Source organism: Rhizobium sp. BR 317 (assembly GCF_047445835.1).
Lineage (GTDB): Bacteria > Pseudomonadota > Alphaproteobacteria > Rhizobiales > Rhizobiaceae > Rhizobium > Rhizobium paranaense.
The window spans coordinates 350640-370901 of record NZ_JARWLB010000003.1; the positions used below are offsets into that span (position 1 = coordinate 350640).

Here is a 20262-nt window from a genome sequence, read left to right on the forward strand (position 1 = left end):
CGCTTACCTCACTTCTGAGCGCCGGAGGCGGGCTGGGGATCGGTCTTTTCCAGCTTGGCCTGTTCGGCGGGCTCCCCGGCGACCTGCTTCACTTCGCCGGTCGCGTCGTCGATCGTGACAGCGGCGACATTGACCTCCTGGCCGTCCCGGACGCGCTGGCTGCCTTCCACGACCAGGCGGTCACCATCGGCCATGCCTTCATTTACCAGCCAGCTATTGCCGACACTTCTTTGCACCTTCAGCACACGCTGCTGCACCTTGTTGTCGGCGGTCACGAACATCGCCGTCGGTTCGCCCTTGGTGTTGCGGAAGACTGCACGCTGCGGCAGGAGATAGCTGTTTTCCGCGATGGCTTCCTCGATGCTGGCGCGAACATACATGCCGGGCAGCAATACGCGTTCCGGATTGGGGAAGACCGCGCGCACGGTGATCGTTCCGACGGTCTCGGCGACAGAGGCCTCCGAAAATTGGAGTTTACCGGTTTCCTTGTACTCGGAACCGTCTTCCAGCGTCAGGTGGACGGAGACGTTGTCGCCACTGGTCTTCAATCGGCCTTCCGCAATGGCGCGGCGGAACTCAAGCAGGTTGGTGCTCGACTGCGTGACGTCGACATTGATCGGATCGAGTTGGCGGATCGTGGTCAGCGCCGTCGTCTGGTCGGCGGTGACGAGCGCGCCGACGGTGACCGTCGAGGCATCGACGCGGCCGCCGATCGGTGCGCGCAATTTCGTATAGTCGAGATTGATGCGTGCAGTCTCGAGCGCGGCCTTGGCCGAGGCGACATCGGCCTGCGCCTGGACCAGGGTCGCCTGCGCAGTGTCGTAATCCTGCTGGCTGACGGCGTTCTGGGCACTCAAGCCCTTGTAACGGTCCATCTTGGCCTGCGCACTCGGTATGGCGCCTTCCGCCTTCTGCAGAGCGGCGGCGGCGCTGTCAAAGGCGGCCTGATAGGTGGCGGGGTCGATTTCGTAGAGCACGTCGCCCGCCTTGACTTCGCTGCCTTCCTTGAAATTACGGCTGCGAATGATGCCGCCGACCTGCGGCCTCACTTCGGCAATCAGATAGGCGCTGGTGCGGCCGGGCAGCTCGGCGGTGATCGCAACCGATTGCGGATGCAGCGTCATGGCGCTGACTTCGGTCTTGACGGCCGGTGCATTGTTTTGAGCAGCCTTCTGCTCATTGCAGCCCGCCAGCAGCAACGTGGCGGCGACCCCGGCTGCGATCAGTGAGATCCGCGAGGCTAGGAGGCGTTCGGATGTCGCCGGACGTATGAATACACGGGTAGAAGAGGCGAGCTTTCCCACGTTGCTATTTCCCATCGTCTTAATTACAGTACCAATTAGTACGGAAAATATTTCTACCGCTGTAAATGTCAATCTCATTTGGCTTTTTTTGAGGTGAAGATGGAAGCTCGGACGGAGCTAAGGGCAAGAGATGCAGATCAAACCGCCGCTCGCCGGCCGCGCGGCCGTCCGAAGACGGCGAGTGACGACGCAAAGCGGGCGGAGATCCTGACGGAGGCCCGCGCGACGTTTCATGAGCTTGGTTACGGCGGTACGACCATGGATCTCGTGGCGGCACGGTGCCGGATTTCCAAGCAAACCCTCTATCGCTTGTTTTCGAGCAAGACCGAACTTTTCATGGCGATCATCGCCAGGCATCGCGCCTCGATGCTGGCCCTGCCGCGCGATCCCGAGGAAAATCTGCCGCTCGACAGGGCGTTGGAACAAATTTTCATGATCGATATCGATGAGGCGGCGGAGCGGGACCGCGAAGCTTTCATTCACCTCATTGTGAGCGAAGCGCAGCAATTTCCCGAGATGGCAGCGCTGTTGCGCACCTACGGCGCCGAACAGTCGCGACAAATGCTCGCCGATTGGCTCCATCTGCAGCAGAAACGCGGTCTCATCGAAATTGTCGATGCCATTAGCGGTGCGCGCATGCTGATGAACATGATCTTCGGCGCGATGATTTCGCATCCCGGCAAGCTGAACGACTGGCCCGACCGCGAAACCCGTCTGCGGCACTTACGTCAATGCATCGCAATCTTCGTCGCGGGTGTGCAGCCGCATCGGAAGCCGCGATAGGGTTCAGTGCTCTTTTCCAGGAAAACAGCCGCGCACGTTTCGAGCCTACGCTCTCACCAAAAGAGCAATGCCGGCATGGCTCCGAAGAACCATACCGGCATCTTTCTCCGGCCCCCCGCCAGAAATCCGAGAAACTGCGCTTAGTGTGCGACAGCCCTATTCACTTTGTCCATACCCTCTTCGAAAAGTGGCATCTGCAGGCCGTTTGCATACATTTCCTGCAATACGGCACCGAGTGCGAGATCCAGGCACCAGACCGGGAATTCGGCGTTCATGCTCTTGGCGCTCTGGCGCGCATAGGTGATCAACCGCGCGATCGACGCCAGTTCTTTCAGTGAATCCGAATCGTGGTGTGCCATTTCGATAGGAAGTATTGCTGTCATTTCACGCCCCTTTGACCTCAGTTCCTGGAGAACTAGATACTCATCGCCAGGAACATGAGCAGACATTAACTCAAGTCGAATGTGTTGGCGCGTGACATACAGCGTGACACGAGGTGAGATTGCGAACGAGTTTTTACTATGCAATTTCAAGACGGTGGAAGGCGCTGCGCCACAAACTATTGGCCTTGAACGTCCAGTCACGCGGCGGTTGTTGCGGTTCGTCCGGGCAGTCGGCAATCACACGGAGCAATTCCAGCGCATCGATGCGCTTCTGGTTGACCGCCTTGGTGCGCAGGAGATCGTAAATGGTTTGCCGGCGTGCTGGATCTGGCAGATCAGCGGTTTCCGCCAGGGAGCGATAGGTCAGTGATTTGAAGAACATAGTTTCGGCGCGCGCCTGCAGAGCGGCATGTTCGGCGTCACTGATCGCGCCGGTCTCGGCAAGCGCCCCCAATGTTGCCTGCACATTCACCAGCGGCTCGCTGAGCGGAAGGTGTCCGAGTTCGGCCGGACCATGAATCTGCGCCACGGCGGAATCGTCTGCAACCGCACCGGAGGCATAGGCCTCGAAAATGCGGCCGATGCCGACCATGCCGAAGGCGGCGCATTCGGAGGCGCGCAGCGCGCCCATGCTGGCCGCACCATAGACGCGGACGCCCTTCGACAGCGCAAAGAGGATTTCCTTGTGCCAGACGGGCGCGACATTTTCGAAAAGCCCGTCGATCAGGCCGATGACATTGGCTCCCTCTTCCATGGCGCCGACGATGTCGCCCTGCTTTGCCGGCGGCCTCAGAACGATGCCGGGACCGGCAATCTCGGTGGCATCGGGAAGCGTGGGGCCGACAAACAGGATCTTCATAGGAGTTGCAACGTTTTCGAGATGGCGCGGTAGCCGAAGCGGCGCTTGCGGTCCCCAGCCGGATTTTCCAGTTGCGGCAGGATGAGCTTGGCGACGGCAAAGGGAAGCGAGGCATCGCCGAGGGAAAGCGCGATGGCGGAATTGATGCCCGCATGGCGCAGACGGTCGATGGTCAGGTGCAGCAGGGCCTCTGCGCCATCCGGCAGGGCTTCATCCGGTCTTGCCGCCGCTTTGGGCACCGCCTCAAAATAACGGCGGATGCTTTCCGGCAGCTCCCGAGTGAAATCCTTGGGATGAATATCGTCGCGGGCGCCGCTGATGAAGGTGAGGCGCGATTGCGCCGCCTCCGTTACAGCGCGGATTGCTGCCCGCACCGACGATGGATGCGCGCCGCAGCCCATGGTCACGTCGATATAACGGACATGCTTTGCCCGGTTTATTTCGCCTGGGCCGAGAAAGACGGTGTAGGCCGGTATTTTCACATCGCTTGTCATGTCGAACAGCTTGAGCGTTAGACCGGCATCCTCAATCTTTCGGAGCAATTCGTTCAACACTGGATCTGCCAGCGAAGCGGGGTCGACGCAGGTTTTCGTGCGCAGGGCCGGCTCGGAAACATCCCACAGTTCCTTGGCGTCCCGCTCGATGCGTTCAAGCAGGCCGTGGAGGATGGCCTCTGTCAGCACATTGCCGGAGGCGAGGCCATCGGAGGACTGCCAGAAGCGTGCGTTAAGAGGGGTTCGATCAAGCGTGATGGCGCCGAAGGGAATCCAGACGTTTCGATCGGCGATGAGATCGCGACCCTCAGTCCAGGCGATTTCTTCGTCATCGCCAATGTCGGCTTGGCCGCTTGCAATGAGAGACGAGAGCGGATCGGCATGCTGTCCTTTGGCCAAGAGCTCCCGTTGACTGGCAGAGATCGTCTTGACCGCAGGGGCGCCGGCCACCGTTCGTTCTAGCGCCTCCATGGCCGCGGAAACTTTCGCGTCGAGATCGGTGATGCCCTTGCCGTTGTTGATGACGATCGACTTGGCATTCGGGCTAATGGCCTGCCAGACCGGAATGCCAATGCGATCAAGCCCCGTCAGCCGGCCAAGGCGGGTGATGCCGTGGCCGGTGAGACAGGGCTCGATGCGCCGAAACGTTTCTTCGGCAGTGCAGACGCGATCTGAATAAAGAGACGCGGCTACAAGATCCCGCTCACTGGAATTCCGTGCCAGGAATTCGGCAAGAGACAGGGATAGGTCTGCCGTCACGATATCAGCCGTCAAATACGCCGCTTGCGGCCTTCGCGGCGCCGCCAACAACAACAGCCAAGTTGACGCCCTTGACGACGGTTGCGCCGGCATGGCGCAACTGGTCGGCTGCGTGGAGTGGACTTTGCGCCTGCGGTGCAAGTGGCGTGACTGTGCCTGCGCTGAGGTCGGCGAGGTAAAGTTGCGGATCGCCGGGGATGCCGATTACGACGTGTGCCATTTCTAAATCTCCAATTTGATCGATGGTTAAGAACGAGCTGAGGAAAAGTGTGAATTGGTGTTTATCGGCGCCTAACTAAAGCCTGCGCGTTTTAGCCCCTCCCTATAATGTTCCTTCTGCCATTGCTCGCGCATGGGCACGACGGAAAGCCATTTGTCGACCTCGAATTCTGGATAGGTTTCCTTGACCTTGCGCACGAGGCGTTTCGCCTTGCGTGTATCGCCTACCATGCCAGCGACAGCGGCGGCGAGCCGCGCCGCGGGTGCGGGATCGGCCATGCGGTCGATATAAGTCATTGCCTGATCATATTGTTCAAGAAAGTAGCTGGCTCCGGCGGCCGTCCAGTAATAGAAGTCCGGGCTCATCGGATTGAGCTTGATGGCACGCTCCATCTTCTCCAGAGCCCTACCGGGCTGGGAGGCATGAACCAGCGCGTCCGCATAGTCCGTGATGATATCGGCATGATGTGGGCTGATGGTCTCGGCGAGTTCAAAGGAATTGAGGCTTTCGTCGAAGTCGCCCTGAAAGAGTTTCGCAGCGGCAAATTCACGATAGCCGTTGGCGAGATCCTGGCCCGTGGCGATCGCCTTGCCTGCCTCTTCCTCGATGCGCTTCAGCAGGTCCGCATCTCCGCGCGCCGTCAAGAACCACTCGAGATGATAGGTGCGGGCCATGCCGCTTAGGGCCGGCGAGAAATAGGGGTTTTCCTTCAAAGCTGCCTGGAATGCCTTGCGAGCTCGACGAATGTCCGGCAGGCCGAGATGCTTCAGATGACGCTGACCCTGCAGATATTGGTGATAGACTGTCGGGTTGCGCTCGAAGTAGTCGCGGGAAAATTCGTTGCGCTCGACATAGCTGGCGACAAAAGCCACGATGCGTTGCGCGATTTCGCGATGCTGGCGCGGCAGATCCTGGGCCTCCATACTGAAGCGCGCCGCCCAGATGACTTCGTCGTTGCCGGCGTAGATTAGCTGCGCGAAAAGCCAGTAGGCGTTGCCGTCGAAGCTAAGCCTGGTGTCCAGCACATAATTGATGCCGTATTTGTCCAGCATTGCCGCGCGATCGAAGTGCAGCGCAATCTTTTCCGCGGTGTAATGCGCCACCATCGTCACAGTCTTCAGCACGCACAGGCCGACGGTGATATCTTCCAGCAGTGCCGATGAGAGGAAGACGGCCGCTTGATGGTTGCTGGCGGTGTTCACCGGCGGCAGCAGCGCGAGCTTGGGCGGCCCGCGGGGCTCGGGCGGAACGATTTCCACCTGCTGGCCTGGTACCTCTCGAAGCTGAGGCACGACGCTGCGCTGGCGTTCGAACAACCGTCGCGCAACGCTGAGCGTCTGCTGGTCGGGGTCGACAGGCAATTCGCCCCAGCGGTATTTTCTGCGGCTCTCAAAAATGTGGCGAGCGTTTTCAAGCTGGGGTTCGCCGGCATAGGTCTCCCCAAGGATCTGGTAGACCGCCTCATCTTCGGGATGGGCCTCGAACAGTCGCAGCGCCGCTTCCTTGATGATCGTGGGGTCCGCGTCTTTGCTCATGGCCGCAATGGCATCGCCAAGCGTCGTCAATAGCTGCGCCTTGATGCGATCCCGCTGTGCGTGCAGCCACATGCGGGCCTGACCACCGATGACTTCCGTGCGGGCGAGAAAATCCCAGCGGCCGAGTTGCAACAATTCTTCCAGCGCGGTGTGGGGATTGGTTTGCGAAACCGCATTCAACAGCGTGAGATCGCTGGTGAAGGCTTGCACATTCACGCTAACGGTTGCCTGCTCGATCAGCAGCAGCGTGATTCCGAGTTCGTCCTGCCGGTTTTTGATGCGGGACAGAGTCTGCCGCAGATTGGCGAGCGCCTTATCCAGGGGAACGTCGCCCCAAAGAAATTCTGCAAGCTCCGCACGGGTCTTTTGCGGCGAGGGGCTCGTCAGCAGAAAGCAGATCGACAGCAGGCCCTTTTCCGGAAAAGGCACTGTCGAGCCTGTTCCGTCCACCAGACGTAGATCTCCGAATGTCAGCAGCCTGAAATCCATACGCCCCTACTGCATTTAGCAGCGTCCCGATATCGCAACCGCGATTTCCCGTTTTGCTTGCGATCAACAGTGTCATGTGTATCACAGGTGTCATCTGCGATTCATGAATTTCACACTACGATGACTGCTATCCTATCGCAATCGCTAGAACATCCTGCTTTGAGATGAATCACCTGAAAGCGGGAAAATGCTCTGGATCAAAAAGTCGCAGCCATCCGTCTAGGGTCGAATGAACGCATCGCGCTCAAGCACTTTCTGCGATTGCGGATGCCGCGATCGTCGATATGGGGACAATCTGCCCCCTCGATCAAGATCCGCGCCTCACCCGTTTTAACGGGGCGAGGCATGGAGATCAGTTTCTGAGGCCGAAAGGAGCTTCGGCCGCAGGCGGCGCATGCACGACCGAGGGTTCGGAGGCATTGGCCAGCGACTTGATAAGCATCAGCACGGATTGGCGGACGGTGGGATCGTTGATTTTCATGAAGGCCTTGTTGAGGCTAAGTCCTTCTTTGGACGTCAGAAAATCGGACAAATCTTCAAGGCCACTGATGGCGCCCAGCCCTTCCGTCGACAGGGGCTGCGAATTGTCCTGCTGGAAGAAGAAAGCGACTGGGACAGCCAGAACCCCCGCGATCGCCTGCAATCTGCTGGCGCCGATGCGGTTGGTGCCTTTTTCGTATTTTTGCACCTGCTGAAAGGTAACGCCGATCTGTTCGGCGAGCCGTTCTTGGCTCATACCGAGCATCAGCCGGCGCATGCGCACGCGTGAGCCGACATAGGCGTCAATCGGATTTGGTACTTTTGCACTCACTGCGCAATCTCCTCATTCGAACGGGGGTACCCCAGCGGGCGCCACCTTACAGATGCCCGGGGAAGAGGCAAGGACACGTCCCCAATCTGCCCGTTCAGTGTGTATTAAATGTCGATAAAGTTCAACCAAAAGTCCTGACGCCAGAGTTTTTCCTTCAAGCGTCAGATAGATAAACGTCAGAAAAGATTCCTCGCGTCAATGTGGACTAAAGGCTGATGACGACCTGAAATTGTACAGCGGCCTATCGGGTTATCCTTGCTAGGTACACTGGCGTGAGCCGCAAAATAGGCCGGTTTTGCACGGCAGTTACTGGCGAAGTAGCGATCGTATAGGGTCACTATTGTTGCGGAGATACTGAAAACTATCTGTGGATTCTTGGAAAAAAATTCCAATATACTATGGTTTTCTAATATACGCGCAAAATCATATTCGCCCGTTTGCGACAATGCTTCCGGCGAAATCATTCGCAATCCGATGACCCGTTCTGCGCTCCTCCTATTCCCGGATTAGCAATCCCGCTCCTGCGATGAAGATTGACGTCGAAATATTCTTGTGGCTGCTCAGCATCTTACGTGCACGTTAGCCGCCTCAAGCGGTCAATTGGCATCGGATCGTTACATTAAGTTTTTCTTACTTAACGTAACGTCAGTCTTTTCAACTATGTCAATGAGGGAATTGCCCATCCTTTGGAGGAGTCGAGCGGGGTTGGAAGCAAAAATTTTTTACGGGAAAGCTTTTTCTTTGCGAGATAGGCTTGGCTATATTTCTTATTATAAAATCAACGCTCTAGCGTATTTCGCAACGGACGACTCTATTTTCGGTTGAGTGACATTACCAAAATTGGTCGGATTCGCGTCTTGACCCTGTTATATTAGACGGTCTTAATGCCCATCGTCCGGTCGTGCCCGCGCCCGGACAAGTTGCTGGAGTCCTTAGGCCCGCTGCACCAAGAACAGCGGGTCCTTTTTTCCCACCTTCATTGGTTATTTTTGCGGGGCCCGCCATGCCAACACAGCAGGGGGGTCAGCGAGCCCCGGCCGTCCAAGCACGGCGGCACGACGATCCACCAGAACTCCTCTGCCGTCCACAAACTCCTGCTTTAATTGCTGGTGATGCAACTCGCACAAGCATTGCAAAACGCCGGTACTCGCAAATATTTGCATTGCGAACCGCAATGCTCTTCCAGCTTCAAAGGTAACCGACGCCTTTCAGCTCACTGAAAGGTTGTTGATGCATGCCTGTCCCGCTTCGGGAAGAAGCATTTGTCGAGGTAGCGATCAAGCGCTCGGCATCCATAGGAGGAGATATTTATGCGTTCGTCAGGCATGTTCCTTTATTCTGCGGCCCTTTCCCTCGTTATCGCCGGCAGCTCACTCGGTGTCACGGCGGCTCATGCCGCCGACAAGATTTCCATCATGGTGGGCGGCTATGAAAAGCAGATCTATCTGCCGGCCAAGCTGGCGGAATCCCTCGGCTACTTCAAAGACGAAGGTCTGAATATCGAGCTTCTGAACGAGCCTGCGGGCGTCGATGCGGAAAACGAAATGCTTGCCGGCGCCGTTCAGGGTGTCGTCGGTTTCTACGATCACTGCATCGACCTGCAGGGAAAGGGTAAATTCGTCGAATCCGTCGTGCAGTTCAGCCAGGCGCCCGGCGAAGTGGAACTGGTGTCGGCCAAGCATCCCGAAATCAAGTCGCCTGCCGATTTCAAGGGCAAGAACCTCGGCGTGACCGGCCTCGGCTCCTCCACGAATTTCCTGACGCAATATCTGGCGGTGAAAAACGGCTTGAAGCTTGGTGACTTCACCTCCGTTCCGGTCGGCGCCGGCCAGACCTTCATCGCCGCCATGCAGCAGGACGCCATCCAGGCCGGCATGACCACCGAGCCGACGGTCTCGCGCCTCCTGAAGACCGGCGAGGCCAAGGTCCTCATCGACATGCGCACAATGGACGGAACAAGGGCCGCTCTGGGCGGAACCTATCCTGCCGCGTCTCTTTATATGCAGGAGTCGTGGGTCAAGGATCACAAGGAGGAGACGCAGAAGCTTGCGAACGCTTTCGTCAAGACGCTGCATTTCATCAACACACATTCCGCCGCCGAGATCGCCGACAAGATGCCGAAAGACTTTTATGTCGGCGACAAGGAAGGCTACGTGAAGGCGCTCGAAAACGGCAAGGCGATGTTCACCGCCGATGGCGTGATGCCGGAAGATGGGCCGAAGACCGTGCTTGCCGTGCTCTCCGAGTTCTCCAAGAATGTTCAGGGCAAGTCGATCGACCTGTCGAAGACCTATACGACGGAGTTCGTAAATAACGCCAAGTAAGGCGTTCCATCGTGCCGCTTCCGGCAAATGCCGGCGGCGGCGATCGCCTCGGATTATCCGTCTCGACCCTGTCTGCAGGCGGCGCTGCGAAAAAAATCGCACTGCCGTCCCGCGAAATTTCCGCTGAAAGCTTACTGAAAGGTTGCCCGCGCTAGGCTTGCCAAGCTTCGTGGAGGAAGCACATGCCGTGCGCGAATACATGTGACGCAGGCATCCTAACAGGAGGAGACATTCATGCGTTCATCGCGCACGCTTTTTCATACCGTAGCCCTTTCGCTGGTCATGACCGCCGCATCCCTCGGCGCGACAGCGGCGCATGCCGCCGACAAGATCTCCATCATGGTGGGCGGTTATGAAAAGCAGATCTATCTGCCGGCCAAGCTGGCGGAATCCCTCGGCTACTTCAAGGATGAAGGTCTTGATGTCGAGCTTCTGAACGAATCCGCCGGCGTCGATGCCGAAAACCAGCTTCTCGCCGGCGCTGTGCAGGGCGTCGTCGGTTTCTACGATCACTGCGTCGACCTGCAGGCCAAGGGCAAGTTCATCGAATCGGTCGTGCAATTCAGCCAGGCGCCGGGCGAAGTCGAGCTGGTGTCGGCCAAGCATCCGGAAATCAAGTCCTTCGCCGATTTGAAGGGCAAGAGCGTCGGCGTTACCGGCCTCGGTTCATCCACCAACTTCCTGACGCTCTTCATGGCGTCAAAGGCAGGCCTATCGCCGGCTGACGTCACCCCGGTTCCGGTCGGTGCCGGCCAGACCTTCATCGCTGCCATGCAGCAGGACGCCATCCAGGCCGGCATGACCACCGAACCGACGATCTCGCGCATGCTGAAGACTGGCGAAGCTTCGGTTCTCGTCGATCTCAGAACCTTGAAGGGCACTGAGGCCGCGCTCGGCGGTACTTACCCGGCCGCGTCGCTCTATATGGATGCCGCATGGGTCGATGGTCACAAGGAAGAAGTGCAGAAGCTTGCAAACGCCTTCGTCAAGACGCTGCGCTTCATCAACACCCATTCCGGGGCCGAGATTGCCGAAAAGATGCCGAAGGATTTCTACGTCGGCGACAAGGAGGGCTACATCAAGGCTCTCGACGCCGGCAAGGAAATGTTCACGGCCGACGGCGTGATGCCGGAAGATGGTCCGAAGACCGTTCTCGCCGTGCTCTCGCAGTTCTCCAAGAACGTGAAGGGCAAGACGATCGACCTGTCGAAGACCTACACGACGGAATTCGTCAAGAACGTCAAGTAAGCAGTCATAACGCCGCTTCCGGCCGGTTCCGGAAGCGGTAGTTCAAGAGACTTTGCAGTTCACTGGGCTTTGCGTGCACGCCCCGAAGGCACGCGTCAGGATCAGCACCATGCAACAGGATGAACGCCGTACACCGGCGATCGAGCTCATCAATGTCAGCCGCCGTTTCGTATCCCCAACCGGCAAGTCGCTGACGGCACTGCGCGATTTCAACATGACCGTCGAACGCGGCGAGTTCGTCGCCGTCGTCGGCCCGACCGGGTGCGGCAAGTCGACGACGCTCAATCTCGTCACCGGGCTGGCCAAACCCAGCGCCGGTGAAGTTCGACTGATGGGCGGACCCGTCAGCGGCATCGATCCACGCGTCGGCTTCGCCTTCCAGACGGATGCGCTTTTCCCCTGGAAGAACGTCATCGACAATGTGATGTCAGGCCCGTTGTTCCGTGGCAAGTCGAAGGCGGAAGCCGAAAAGAGCGCTAAGGACTGGCTTGCCCGCGTTGGCCTCTCGAAGTTCCTGCATCACTATCCGCATCAGCTCTCGGGCGGCATGCGCAAGCGCGTTTCGCTGGCGCAGACCTTCATCAACGAGCCGGAAATCCTACTGATGGACGAACCCTTCTCGGCTCTCGATGTCCAGACCCGTACGGTCATGCATGAAGAGCTCCTGAAGCTCTGGGCAGAACGCCAGGCGTCTGTCGTCTTCGTCACGCACGACCTTGAAGAAGCCGTGGCGCTCGCCGACAAAGTCTATGTGCTGACGGCAGGCCCGGCGACGGTGAAGTCGGTCTATACGATCGACCTGCCGCGTCCGCGCGTCGTCTCGGAAATCCGTTACGAGCAGAACTTCATCGATTATTGCAAGACGATCTGGGATGACCTGCGCGAAGAGGTCGAGACCAGCTATCGCCGCGCCGCGGAAGCGGCATAAGGGAGGATTGATCATGGCAAACACAGCCCTCGAAACAGGCAATGCCCCGATCTTCCGCGCCGGTACCTCGGACGCGGAAATCGAAGCTGCAGCGCTGAAGGCGCTCGCCCGCCGCAAGTACGTTGTCGTGGCTTGGCAAGTCGGCATTCTCCTTGCCATCCTCGGCCTTTGGCAGGTCGCGTCCGATCTGCACTGGATCGATCCGTTCTTCTATTCCAGCCCCTATGGCATTGCGTTGCGCCTCTGGGACTGGATCAGCGAAGGCACCGAAAGTGGCTCGCTTTGGTACCATCTCGGCGTCACCATGGAAGAAGCGCTGATCGGCTTCGTCATTGGCTCGGTCACCGGCGTTCTCGTCGGCGTGGCGCTTGGCCGCAACAAGCTGGCTTCCGATATCCTGTCGATCTACATCAAGGCGATCAACTCGATCCCACGCGTCGTGCTGGCGCCGATCTTCGTGATGATCATGGGCCTCGGCCTTGCCTCCAAGGTCGCGCTTGCCTTCATCATGGTGTTCTTCGTCGTGTTCGCCAACGCTTTCCAGGGCGTTCGCGAGGCCGACCGCAACATGATCGCCAATGCCCGCATTCTCGGCGCCTCGAACTGGCAGGTTACCCGCAATGTGATCCTGCCGTCGGCGATGAGCTGGATTTTTGCAAGCCTGCACATCTCCTTCTCGTTCGCCATCATCGGTGCGATCGTCGGCGAATTCGTCGGCTCGCTTGCCGGTATCGGCTACCTGATCTCGATCGCCAAGGGCACCTATGATGCCGCCGGCCTCTATGCCGCGATCATCCTAGTGATGGTGGTGACGCTCGGCGCCGAATACGTGATGACGCTTGTCGAAAACCGCATCACCAGATGGCGTCCGCAGCAGCACATGGACGTGCAATAAGCCATCGAGGCATTCAGTTTCCTCCCAAGGCCGGGCACCCCCACCCGGCCTCTTTTTTGCCGCCAGTTGGCCGCCCCGGCGTGGACGACGGCTATGCGAAGACGCTTATGGGAACAATTTTCCGGAACTCTGCAGCAGTCGTCACCGCGTCGCCAGAAACTCCATCCGCCAAAATGCCTTCAGCATCCCCGCTACGATTGAACGAGGATCACCAAGGTCTCCGGCAATACTCCGTCATACTCCATCGCATCCGCCGCTGCCTTGGACTTCATAAATTCCGCCAAGCGGTCCATGTCGGGAACGTCCATGACTAGGCCTACTCGGTTCGACGCTTGCGGATCGATAAACGTGCGTATGTTTGCGCACCCGAGGGGTTCGAAAACCTCTTTACGGCGTGGTGAAGCAAGCCAGTGTTTGACGTCTTTGACGTCGTGATAGGCCAATATGGTAGGCATAGCATCCTCCTCTCAAAGCCAAATGGAACACTACGCCTCGATTGATCACATTGATATTACCCGGATGGGCGGAGCGCATCGTCGCAAATGGCAGAGATGTCGATGTTCTCGCCTGCTTCCGGCCCTAAAGCGGCACCTGCGCCGGGTCGCCTCTGTTGAAGTTGTCCTATGGTGGACACGGAGCGGTGGGGACACCTACTGTCTGATCTGCTGCTGAGGGAACTGTCCGCGATCACAGCCGCTTGGCCATCCAAAGGTGCGGCTGGCCCTCGTCCTCGCAATCGACATCGCTGATCTGCGTATAGCCCTGCTTGGCGTACAGATCGTGCGCGTATTCCTGGGCATGCAGCTTCACCAGTTTGGCGCCGGCCTCGCGCGCGGCCTCGTCGCTCGCAGCGATGATCACACTCGCCAAACCCCGGCGGCGAAACGCCGGCATCACGGCTACGCGGCCCAGCAGGTACGTCTCCCCTGCCATCACGCCCTCGTCGAACGTGCATGTGGGCGACGGTGGCCTATCGGGCGCAAGGGCGCGCTCCAGTAGCTCGGGGAACAGGCGTGAGCACCCGGCTAGCTCGCCATCGATATAGAGGGTTACATGTACACAGGAAGGGTTGTCGTCGATGCCATCGAACTCGTTCTCATAGCCCTGCTCGTCCATAAAGACAGCGCGCCGCACCGCAAAGGCGTCGTCGCGCGCGTTGGTCTTGATCTGCCGAGACATAAAGGGGCCCCTATCCGCCGGTTCGCTTGCGCACCATAATATCGGCAGGCAAACCATGTCATCTCTATTTCCCGATTGTATCGTTTCGGCGCCTAGTCCCTTCGTGGTTCGTCCGCTGTTGGCACATTCCGGAAGTGACGACCTTCCGCCTGTTCTTCCTTACGGGCTCTTGGACCTTCTACCGGCCGAAGAGGCAAGATGCGGGGGCAGCTTTGACACCGGTCGGAGCGGTGAGCAGCGTGCCTGGCCACTCTCGGCGATCAACATCGGGCGGTGGGCCTTCTTGCGACAAGTGATATAGTTCAATTTCGGTCGTTTCATCTTGGACGATACGAGAAAGGAATTATTCCATGGGAGACCAAAAGCGCCCGCTGCAACCTGGAGAAACCGCGCCCGCGTTCGCGCTAGCCACGGCCAACTTCGACGGAACGGTCTCTTTCGCCGACTTGAGCGATCGCCCGTTCTTGATCGGTTTCTTTCGCGGGCTGCACTGTCCGTTCTGCCGGCGTCAGGTAGAACAGCTCGCCGGCATTCAGCCCACCCTGCGCGCTGCCGGGGTGGAGACTGTGGCCGTTATCAACACGCCGGTGGAACGCGCTCGCCTGTATTTCCGCCACCGTCCGACGCCAGTAACGCTACTTTGCGATCCGGACTGCCGCACACATCGGGCCTACGGTGTGCCGTATGCTGAGTTCCTGCCCGATGGGAGCAGCGAGCAGCCCGAATGGCCTTATAGCGCGACGATGGCGCAGTTCCAGGCGGCGCGCATCAACCCCACAGGCGAGTTGCCGGAACCGCTACACCCGATGGAAGCCAACACGATACTCAACGCCAAGGACCGCTTCGAGCTTGATGAAGCCGATAATGCGATCTTCGCGAACCACGCTACCCAGCTCGTCGGCCACTTCCTGGTCGATGCGAACGGCACAATCCGCTGGGTACAAATTGAGGCGCTGGACGGACCGAACAGCATCTCCATCTTCCCGACGGCAGCGGAGATCATCGCCGCCGCGAGCGACCTTGGACGCTAACCTGCAGCGAACCGTCTGCCGGCGTTGCTGCGCGATGTCGAATGAGGGCGGCGTGACGCATTGATCGGGCGATGACCGCTCTTGGCGCAAAGCTGGGTCCATATGCGGCGGAACCGCCGGGTGATGGTTGGTCCCCAATCGCGCAATTTTCACCGAACGAGAATCAGCTTATGGTCCGATTCCGGCAAAGCCCATGCCTCCCCCCTCCATCTGGGAAAGTATCATTCATGCGGGGCTGATCGATCATCGAACCGACTGTTCGGGCGCCAAGCATAAGGAGGGGTTGCGGTCGTTGCTCGCAATAGGAGGTTTTTCACATGAGGCTTTCTGGCCCAATCTATCGTTTGAAGCGTAAAGCCCGGCTCATGTCGCGCGAGGAGAACATTCCCTTGCACGAAGCACTTGACCGGATAGCAGTCGAAGAAGGTTTCCGCGGCTGGAGCTTGCTCGCAGCGCGTGCCGAGACGACCACGTCAGCCGAAGAGATGTTCGCTCAATTGGACCGTGGCGATCTGGTGCTTCTGGGCGCCCGCCGTGGCCACGGTAAAACCTTGATGAGCCTCAGGCTGGCGGTCGAGGCGATGAAATCCGGCAATCGGGGCGCCTTCTTCACGTTGGAAGATACCGAAAGTGATGTTCTCGATCGTTTCCGGGTGATCGGCGCTAAGTTCGAGCTTTTTGAAGGCTTGTTCGAATTTGACAGTTCGGACGCGATCAGCGCCGACTATATTGTCGACAAACTGGCGTCGGCGCCCGAGGGAACGCTTGTCGTCATCGATTACCTGCAAATACTCGACCAGAACCGGCAGAAGCCGGAATTGATGGTGCAGGTTCGGGCGTTGAGGTCCTTTGCGCAGGAGCGAGGTTTGATCATCGTCTTCCTCTCGCAGATCGACCGGTCCTACGATCCGTCGGCGAAAGCCTATCCTGGTCTGGAGGATGTCCGCTTGCCCAATCCGCTGGATCTGGCGCTGTTCGACAAGACATTTTTCCTGAACAGGGGCGAAGTCCAGCTTCAGGTGGCTGGGTAGCGGTTCCGCTTAATCCGGTTGCCGGCAGTTGGGAATCGATCAAACCGCCGGCAGCCTTACCGTCACCAGTAGGCCGCCGCCGGTCGCATCGCTCAGCGCTATCGTGCCGCCGGCGCCGTCGACGACTTCGCGGACGATGGCGAGCCCGAGGCCGCTGCCCTCTGGTTCCGTGCCGATGATGCGGTAGAAGCGCTCAAACACCTGGCCGCGCTCGGCCTCGGGGATACCCGGACCGTTGTCCTCCACCCACAGCAAGGCGCTGTCATCATCGCGCCGGACGCCGACCGTGACCCGGCCACTGGCGGGGGTATACCGCAGGGCATTGTCGACGAGATTAACCAGCATTTCGCGCAGCATGGTGCCGTCGCCTTCGACATGAACCGGCGCATCATCGGCCTCCAGTCCCAGGTCGATGTTGCGCCTCAGGGCCTCCTCCGCTAGGTTCTCCAGGACCTGTCGGGCGGTCGCGACGAGGTCGATCGTGTCGCTGCGCGGACGGCGGCTGCCGGGCTCGGCCCGCGAGAGGGTGAGAAGCTGGCTCGCCAGCCGTGTCACTTGTCGCGTGCTGGAGCGCAACGCCGTCAACGCTTCGTCGCGCCTGGCATTATCATCCTCGCGTGCCGCCACGCTTGCTTGCGTCGAGATCAGCGCGAGCGGCGTGCGCAACTGGTGAGCGGCGTTGGAGACGAAGCGACGCTGTGCCGCCATCTGGTTCTGCACCCGCTCCATATGATCGTTGAGGGCATGGACCAGGGGGCGCAGCTCGCTCTGCACCATGTCCGGTTCCAGCGGGTCCAGCCGCTGGCGGCCGCGTTCGCGCACCGCATCGCGCAGCCGGAGTACCGGCGCCAGACCGCGCTGCAGCCCGATGATGGTGACCAGGCCGGCGAGCAGCACGAGCACGAGCTGCTTGGTGAAATCCGAGAGCCACAGCCTGCGACGCATGGCGTATTGGCTGTTATGGGTGACGGCGACGGTAACGGAGATCGTGCTGTCTTCGCTGAGGCCGACGATCGGGTGGTTCAGCATCATCACGCGGACCTGATCGTTGCGAAATGCCGTGTCTTCACCGACCTGCGGTTTCTTTGGCTGCGGTAGATCGGGATAGCCGGCGACGAGGTTCCCCCAGGCGGTCACCACCTGATAGAAGACGCGATCGCCATAGCCCGTATCGAACATCTCCAGCGCAGCCGGTGGGATATCGACCTGGACGGTGCCGTTGCCGTCGACATGCACGGCTTCGGCGATGACGCGGGCTGAGGCAAGCAGCGTGTGGTCGGTGACGAGGTCCGAAGTGGCATTCGCCGAGTGGAAGCTGAGATAGAGATTGATGCAGATCGCCCCGATCAGCGTCAGCACCACCCAGGCAAAAAGTTGCGCCCGCAGGCTGGAGCTCAGCCCTGCGACGGCGCGGCGCAAATGTCCTTTGCGGGGGCGGCTTTCGTCATTGCGCATGGCGTAGGAGGTAACCGAGGCCACGCAGCGTGGCGATCTGCACGGCACTGCCTTCGAGCTTCTTGCGGACGCGGTGCACGTAGATTTCGATGGCACTGGTATCGGCGAGATCGTCGAAGCCGAAGACGCTTTCGGAGAGCGCGGTCTTGGTGACCGTCGTGCCGACCTTCATCATGAGATGTTCGAGCACGGCATGTTCGCGAGGCGTGAGCGCCAGGGTTTCCCCGCCGAGAAAGAACTGCCGCGTGCCGCCGTCGAAGAGCAGGTCGCCCACGGCGATTTCGGGCGCGGCGCGGTCATGGCCGCGGCGGACGACCGCGCGGACGCGGGCTTCCAGCTCGGCGATTTCGAAAGGTTTTGCCAGATAGTCGTCGGCGCCGCTATCGAGCCCGGCAACGCGGCCGTCGAGGCTGGCATTGGCGGTCAGGATGATGACCGGCACTTTGTTGCCGCCCTGGCGCAACCGCTTCAACAGCGTCAACCCGTCGATTTTCGGCAGTGACAGATCCAGGATAACGACTGCGTAACCCGCCACTTTCAACATATGTTCGGCGTCCTCGCCGTCATAGGCGATGTCGACGGCATATTGTGCCTGACGCAGCGCCTTGCCGAGCCAGGACGCCAGTTCGCGGTTGTCTTCGACGATCAGGAGCCTCATGGGGCGAGTATACAGCAAGTGCAGGGTGTTGCGAGTGTTTTGGGCCGCCCGACACCTATCTCGCCAGCGGCGAGATAGGCACTCATTTGCCGAGCCTCAATGCCATCTCTCTCACCTCGTGCAAGTACACTTTCCGCGCATAGGACGGTGTCAGATTGTGATCGGCGTCGGGGATGATGGTGAGGCGGATGTCCGGAAAGTTCTTCAGGCCGGCGGCGTCTTCGCCAAAGTGTTCGCGGAAATGATCCAGACCGATGTCGTGGGCGCTGTAGATCAGCGAAATATCGACCTGACGTTTTGTAAGCGTGCGGAAGCCGTTGATGACGGTTTCATGCTCGCCGGCGAAGAAGGGGAGAACGCCGAGCAGCGGGCGACCGAGACGGACGGCGCGCCGCGCCAGCGCCACGACGATGTTGCGCGCCGCGCTCTTGGCGTCGATCTGGCCGCCATAGAGCCGCTTCAAGGTCTCGAACTGCAGGAATTTCAGGCCGTAGGTCTCAAGCGAACGCGGCACGAAGCGCAGGGCTTCGTCGACCGGCTGGGTTTCATCCCAGAAGAAAGCGTAAGGATTGACGGTGATCAGACCGCGGCATCTGCTATCGCGGATAGCGCTCTGAAAGGCGAGATAACCACCGCTGCAGCGGCCGACGGCAAAGGCGGGCAGCAGCTCACGATTCTCCAGAAAGTTGAGTGCGGCGTCAACGTCCTGCTGCTGATCGCGGGAATAAAGCACCTGCTCCTGCGCGTCGGGAAGCGGCGGGCTGTCGGCAACATTGGCGGTATCGAAACGCAGCGAGGGGATGCCGTCGCGGGCGAGTGTCCGCGCCATGGTCACCGACATCCGGCCCCAGCCGGCATGGCGGTCATAGGCCGTCGTTAAGAGCAATGCTGTCGCGCCCGCACGGGCGCCTGCGGGTTCGCAGAGAATGCCGAAGAGGCGGTCGCCCTCGCCAAAACGCAGCGGCGTCTCGCGAAAACCATCGCCCTCAAGCGCTTCGGCACGGGGCGTGCGGAGAATTCTGCGCGATGCCGTCGTGGATTCCGTCGCGATCGACCGCGCCCAATCCAGAATTTTCCGGCCGGCTTCGAGCGGCATGGTGGCGATAGTCGGGTTCGACACCAGCTCGTCATAACCCTCATAGGCAGCGCGTTCGACACGCGGGCCGAGGGTTTCGAGATGAGCAGCGAAATCGGCATCGGCGGGGCGACCGGGCCGTGTCAGGACAAGGCAATCCGGCACGCCGACATGGGCAAGCGTCATCAGGTTGAGTTTTTTGACAGCGGCGGCGGTAGTGTCCGGCATATGTAGGCTGGCGATGGTGACGCCTTCGGTCCGGCGCTGTGTTTCGGTGAGCCCCATGCCCTCGTCGATCATTTTCGACCACATGGTCAATTCGCGCAGATAAGCCCGGCCGGAGATGGTGGGGGCCAGCAGCGCGATGCCGTCGGCGGTGGAGAGCTGCTCTGCAATATTAAGGGCGACGACACTTCCGAGCCCTTGGCTCACCAGAATCAGGCGTTCGCAGCCGGAGAGCGATCGCAGCAAGGCCGCGGCGTCGCGCGCCGTATTTTCCCACAGCGCCAATCCTTCGCCTGGATCGTCAACGTCGAGCGCATCGCCGGTGCCGGCATAGTCGAAGCGGAGGCTGGCGATGCCTGTCTTGGCGAGATCTTCGGCGAGGATGCGCCAGAATTTGCGGGTGCACATTTCCTCGAAGCCCCAGGGGCTGAGGAACAATACGGCCGTCTGGCTCGTCGGCGCGACGGCGGGCGTGAACAGGCCGACAGTTCGGGAGAAGGTCACCGGCATGGCGGCGGCGGTCATCTCCTTAAGCGGACCCTGGTATTCGGCGGCTCCCAACGCAGCCATGGCATT

At 59.7% G+C, this 20262-nt stretch carries 19 protein-coding genes; 7 read left to right on the forward strand and 12 right to left on the reverse strand.

The genetic code is table 11. From position 1 onward, the window contains the following. Window positions 1-8 precede the first annotated feature (8 nt). Window positions 9-1304, reverse strand: coding sequence for an efflux RND transporter periplasmic adaptor subunit (locus QD357_RS06675; protein ID WP_245407525.1), 1296 nt, complete (start codon window positions 1302-1304; stop codon window positions 9-11). 99 nt (window positions 1305-1403) lie between these two features. Between QD357_RS06675 and QD357_RS06680 the strand changes: the two genes are divergently transcribed. Beyond that, window positions 1404-2087, forward strand: a complete 684-nt coding sequence (locus tag QD357_RS06680) for a TetR/AcrR family transcriptional regulator (protein WP_107109946.1) — start codon at window positions 1404-1406, stop codon at window positions 2085-2087. A 140-nt stretch (window positions 2088-2227) separates the two neighbouring features. Here QD357_RS06680 and QD357_RS06685 read toward each other — a convergent pair whose 3' ends face one another. From QD357_RS06685 to QD357_RS06710, 6 genes are all read right to left on the reverse strand, one after another. After that, window positions 2228-2470 carry a hypothetical protein gene (locus tag QD357_RS06685; RefSeq protein ID WP_028751435.1) on the reverse strand — a complete coding sequence of 81 codons (243 nt, stop codon included), beginning with the start codon at window positions 2468-2470 and terminating at the stop codon, window positions 2228-2230. Window positions 2471-2606: 136 nt separating this feature from the next. After that, window positions 2607-3329, reverse strand: coding sequence for a TfuA-like protein (locus QD357_RS06690; protein ID WP_107109718.1), 723 nt, complete (start codon window positions 3327-3329; stop codon window positions 2607-2609). Beyond that, window positions 3326-4546 carry a YcaO-like family protein gene (locus QD357_RS06695; protein WP_245407535.1) on the reverse strand — a complete coding sequence of 407 codons (1221 nt, stop codon included), beginning with the start codon at window positions 4544-4546 and terminating at the stop codon, window positions 3326-3328. The genes QD357_RS06690 and QD357_RS06695 overlap by 4 nt, the downstream gene beginning before the upstream one ends. A gap of 40 nt (window positions 4547-4586) precedes the next feature. Beyond that, window positions 4587-4802 carry a hypothetical protein gene (locus QD357_RS06700; protein ID WP_107109716.1) on the reverse strand — a complete coding sequence of 72 codons (216 nt, stop codon included), beginning with the start codon at window positions 4800-4802 and terminating at the stop codon, window positions 4587-4589. 71 nt (window positions 4803-4873) lie between these two features. After that, the gene (locus QD357_RS06705; protein WP_107109715.1) at window positions 4874-6826 is read right to left on the reverse strand and encodes a DNA-binding protein; all 1953 of its coding nucleotides are present in this window, start codon (window positions 6824-6826) and stop codon (window positions 4874-4876) included. 352 nt (window positions 6827-7178) lie between these two features. Next, on the reverse strand, window positions 7179-7637 hold the full coding sequence (locus tag QD357_RS06710; RefSeq protein WP_107109714.1) for a helix-turn-helix domain-containing protein: 459 nt from the start codon (window positions 7635-7637) through the stop codon (window positions 7179-7181). A gap of 1310 nt (window positions 7638-8947) precedes the next feature. On the opposite strand from QD357_RS06710, the gene QD357_RS06715 reads away from it, so the two are divergent. The 4 genes from QD357_RS06715 to QD357_RS06730 all read left to right on the forward strand — a co-directional run bounded on the left by QD357_RS06715 (window position 8948) and on the right by QD357_RS06730 (window position 13032). Beyond that, the gene (locus tag QD357_RS06715) at window positions 8948-9961 is read left to right on the forward strand and encodes an ABC transporter substrate-binding protein (protein ID WP_183937747.1); all 1014 of its coding nucleotides are present in this window, start codon (window positions 8948-8950) and stop codon (window positions 9959-9961) included. A 234-nt stretch (window positions 9962-10195) separates the two neighbouring features. Continuing rightward, window positions 10196-11209 carry an ABC transporter substrate-binding protein gene (locus tag QD357_RS06720; RefSeq protein WP_183937750.1) on the forward strand — a complete coding sequence of 338 codons (1014 nt, stop codon included), beginning with the start codon at window positions 10196-10198 and terminating at the stop codon, window positions 11207-11209. 109 nt (window positions 11210-11318) lie between these two features. Beyond that, the gene (locus QD357_RS06725) at window positions 11319-12137 is read left to right on the forward strand and encodes an ABC transporter ATP-binding protein (protein ID WP_107109712.1); all 819 of its coding nucleotides are present in this window, start codon (window positions 11319-11321) and stop codon (window positions 12135-12137) included. A gap of 13 nt (window positions 12138-12150) precedes the next feature. Further along, on the forward strand, window positions 12151-13032 hold the full coding sequence (locus QD357_RS06730; RefSeq protein ID WP_107109711.1) for an ABC transporter permease: 882 nt from the start codon (window positions 12151-12153) through the stop codon (window positions 13030-13032). A 191-nt stretch (window positions 13033-13223) separates the two neighbouring features. Here the strand turns inward: QD357_RS06730 and QD357_RS06735 are convergent, their stop codons facing one another. Together QD357_RS06735 and QD357_RS06740 are read right to left on the reverse strand one after the other, a co-directional pair. Next, a complete protein-coding gene (locus tag QD357_RS06735; RefSeq protein ID WP_107109710.1) occupies window positions 13224-13487 on the reverse strand; it encodes a hypothetical protein in 264 nt (87 codons plus the stop codon). Between the two features lie 232 nt (window positions 13488-13719). Next, window positions 13720-14211, reverse strand: a complete 492-nt coding sequence (locus QD357_RS06740) for a GNAT family N-acetyltransferase (protein WP_107109945.1) — start codon at window positions 14209-14211, stop codon at window positions 13720-13722. A 350-nt stretch (window positions 14212-14561) separates the two neighbouring features. Between QD357_RS06740 and QD357_RS06745 the strand changes: the two genes are divergently transcribed. Both QD357_RS06745 and QD357_RS06750 read left to right on the forward strand, forming a co-directional pair. Beyond that, window positions 14562-15242 (forward strand): peroxiredoxin-like family protein, encoded by a 681-nt coding sequence (locus tag QD357_RS06745; protein ID WP_107109709.1) that lies wholly within the window; start codon window positions 14562-14564, stop codon window positions 15240-15242. Between the two features lie 317 nt (window positions 15243-15559). Then, on the forward strand, window positions 15560-16273 hold the full coding sequence (locus tag QD357_RS06750) for a DNA helicase (RefSeq protein WP_107109708.1): 714 nt from the start codon (window positions 15560-15562) through the stop codon (window positions 16271-16273). Window positions 16274-16312: 39 nt separating this feature from the next. On the opposite strand, the gene QD357_RS06755 is transcribed toward QD357_RS06750, so the two are convergent. The 3 genes from QD357_RS06755 to QD357_RS06765 form a co-directional block, all read right to left on the reverse strand. Then, on the reverse strand, window positions 16313-17728 hold the full coding sequence (locus QD357_RS06755; protein ID WP_414124126.1) for a sensor histidine kinase: 1416 nt from the start codon (window positions 17726-17728) through the stop codon (window positions 16313-16315). After that, a complete protein-coding gene (locus QD357_RS06760; protein ID WP_107109707.1) occupies window positions 17718-18386 on the reverse strand; it encodes a response regulator in 669 nt (222 codons plus the stop codon). The genes QD357_RS06755 and QD357_RS06760 overlap by 11 nt, the downstream gene beginning before the upstream one ends. Before the next feature lie 82 nt (window positions 18387-18468). Then, window positions 18469-20256, reverse strand: coding sequence for an alpha/beta hydrolase (locus tag QD357_RS06765; RefSeq protein ID WP_107109943.1), 1788 nt, complete (start codon window positions 20254-20256; stop codon window positions 18469-18471). Between the last annotated feature and the right edge of the window lie 6 nt (window positions 20257-20262).

Coding starts and splice junctions, on each gene's coding strand:
- QD357_RS06765 (WP_107109943.1), bottom strand. CDS start 20,256: ATGGCTGCGTTGGGAGCCGCCGAATACCAGGGTCCGCTTAAGGAGATG.
- QD357_RS06745 (WP_107109709.1), top strand. CDS start 14,562: ATGGGAGACCAAAAGCGCCCGCTGCAACCTGGAGAAACCGCGCCCGCG.
- QD357_RS06725 (WP_107109712.1), top strand. CDS start 11,319: ATGCAACAGGATGAACGCCGTACACCGGCGATCGAGCTCATCAATGTC.
- QD357_RS06715 (WP_183937747.1), top strand. CDS start 8,948: ATGCGTTCGTCAGGCATGTTCCTTTATTCTGCGGCCCTTTCCCTCGTT.
- QD357_RS06680 (WP_107109946.1), top strand. CDS start 1,404: ATGGAAGCTCGGACGGAGCTAAGGGCAAGAGATGCAGATCAAACCGCC.
- QD357_RS06760 (WP_107109707.1), bottom strand. CDS start 18,386: ATGAGGCTCCTGATCGTCGAAGACAACCGCGAACTGGCGTCCTGGCTC.
- QD357_RS06730 (WP_107109711.1), top strand. CDS start 12,151: ATGGCAAACACAGCCCTCGAAACAGGCAATGCCCCGATCTTCCGCGCC.
- QD357_RS06755 (WP_414124126.1), bottom strand. CDS start 17,728: ATGCGCAATGACGAAAGCCGCCCCCGCAAAGGACATTTGCGCCGCGCC.
- QD357_RS06750 (WP_107109708.1), top strand. CDS start 15,560: ATGAGGCTTTCTGGCCCAATCTATCGTTTGAAGCGTAAAGCCCGGCTC.
- QD357_RS06720 (WP_183937750.1), top strand. CDS start 10,196: ATGCGTTCATCGCGCACGCTTTTTCATACCGTAGCCCTTTCGCTGGTC.
- QD357_RS06685 (WP_028751435.1), bottom strand. CDS start 2,470: ATGACAGCAATACTTCCTATCGAAATGGCACACCACGATTCGGATTCA.
- QD357_RS06740 (WP_107109945.1), bottom strand. CDS start 14,211: ATGTCTCGGCAGATCAAGACCAACGCGCGCGACGACGCCTTTGCGGTG.
- QD357_RS06700 (WP_107109716.1), bottom strand. CDS start 4,802: ATGGCACACGTCGTAATCGGCATCCCCGGCGATCCGCAACTTTACCTC.
- QD357_RS06705 (WP_107109715.1), bottom strand. CDS start 6,826: ATGGATTTCAGGCTGCTGACATTCGGAGATCTACGTCTGGTGGACGGA.
- QD357_RS06690 (WP_107109718.1), bottom strand. CDS start 3,329: ATGAAGATCCTGTTTGTCGGCCCCACGCTTCCCGATGCCACCGAGATT.
- QD357_RS06735 (WP_107109710.1), bottom strand. CDS start 13,487: ATGCCTACCATATTGGCCTATCACGACGTCAAAGACGTCAAACACTGG.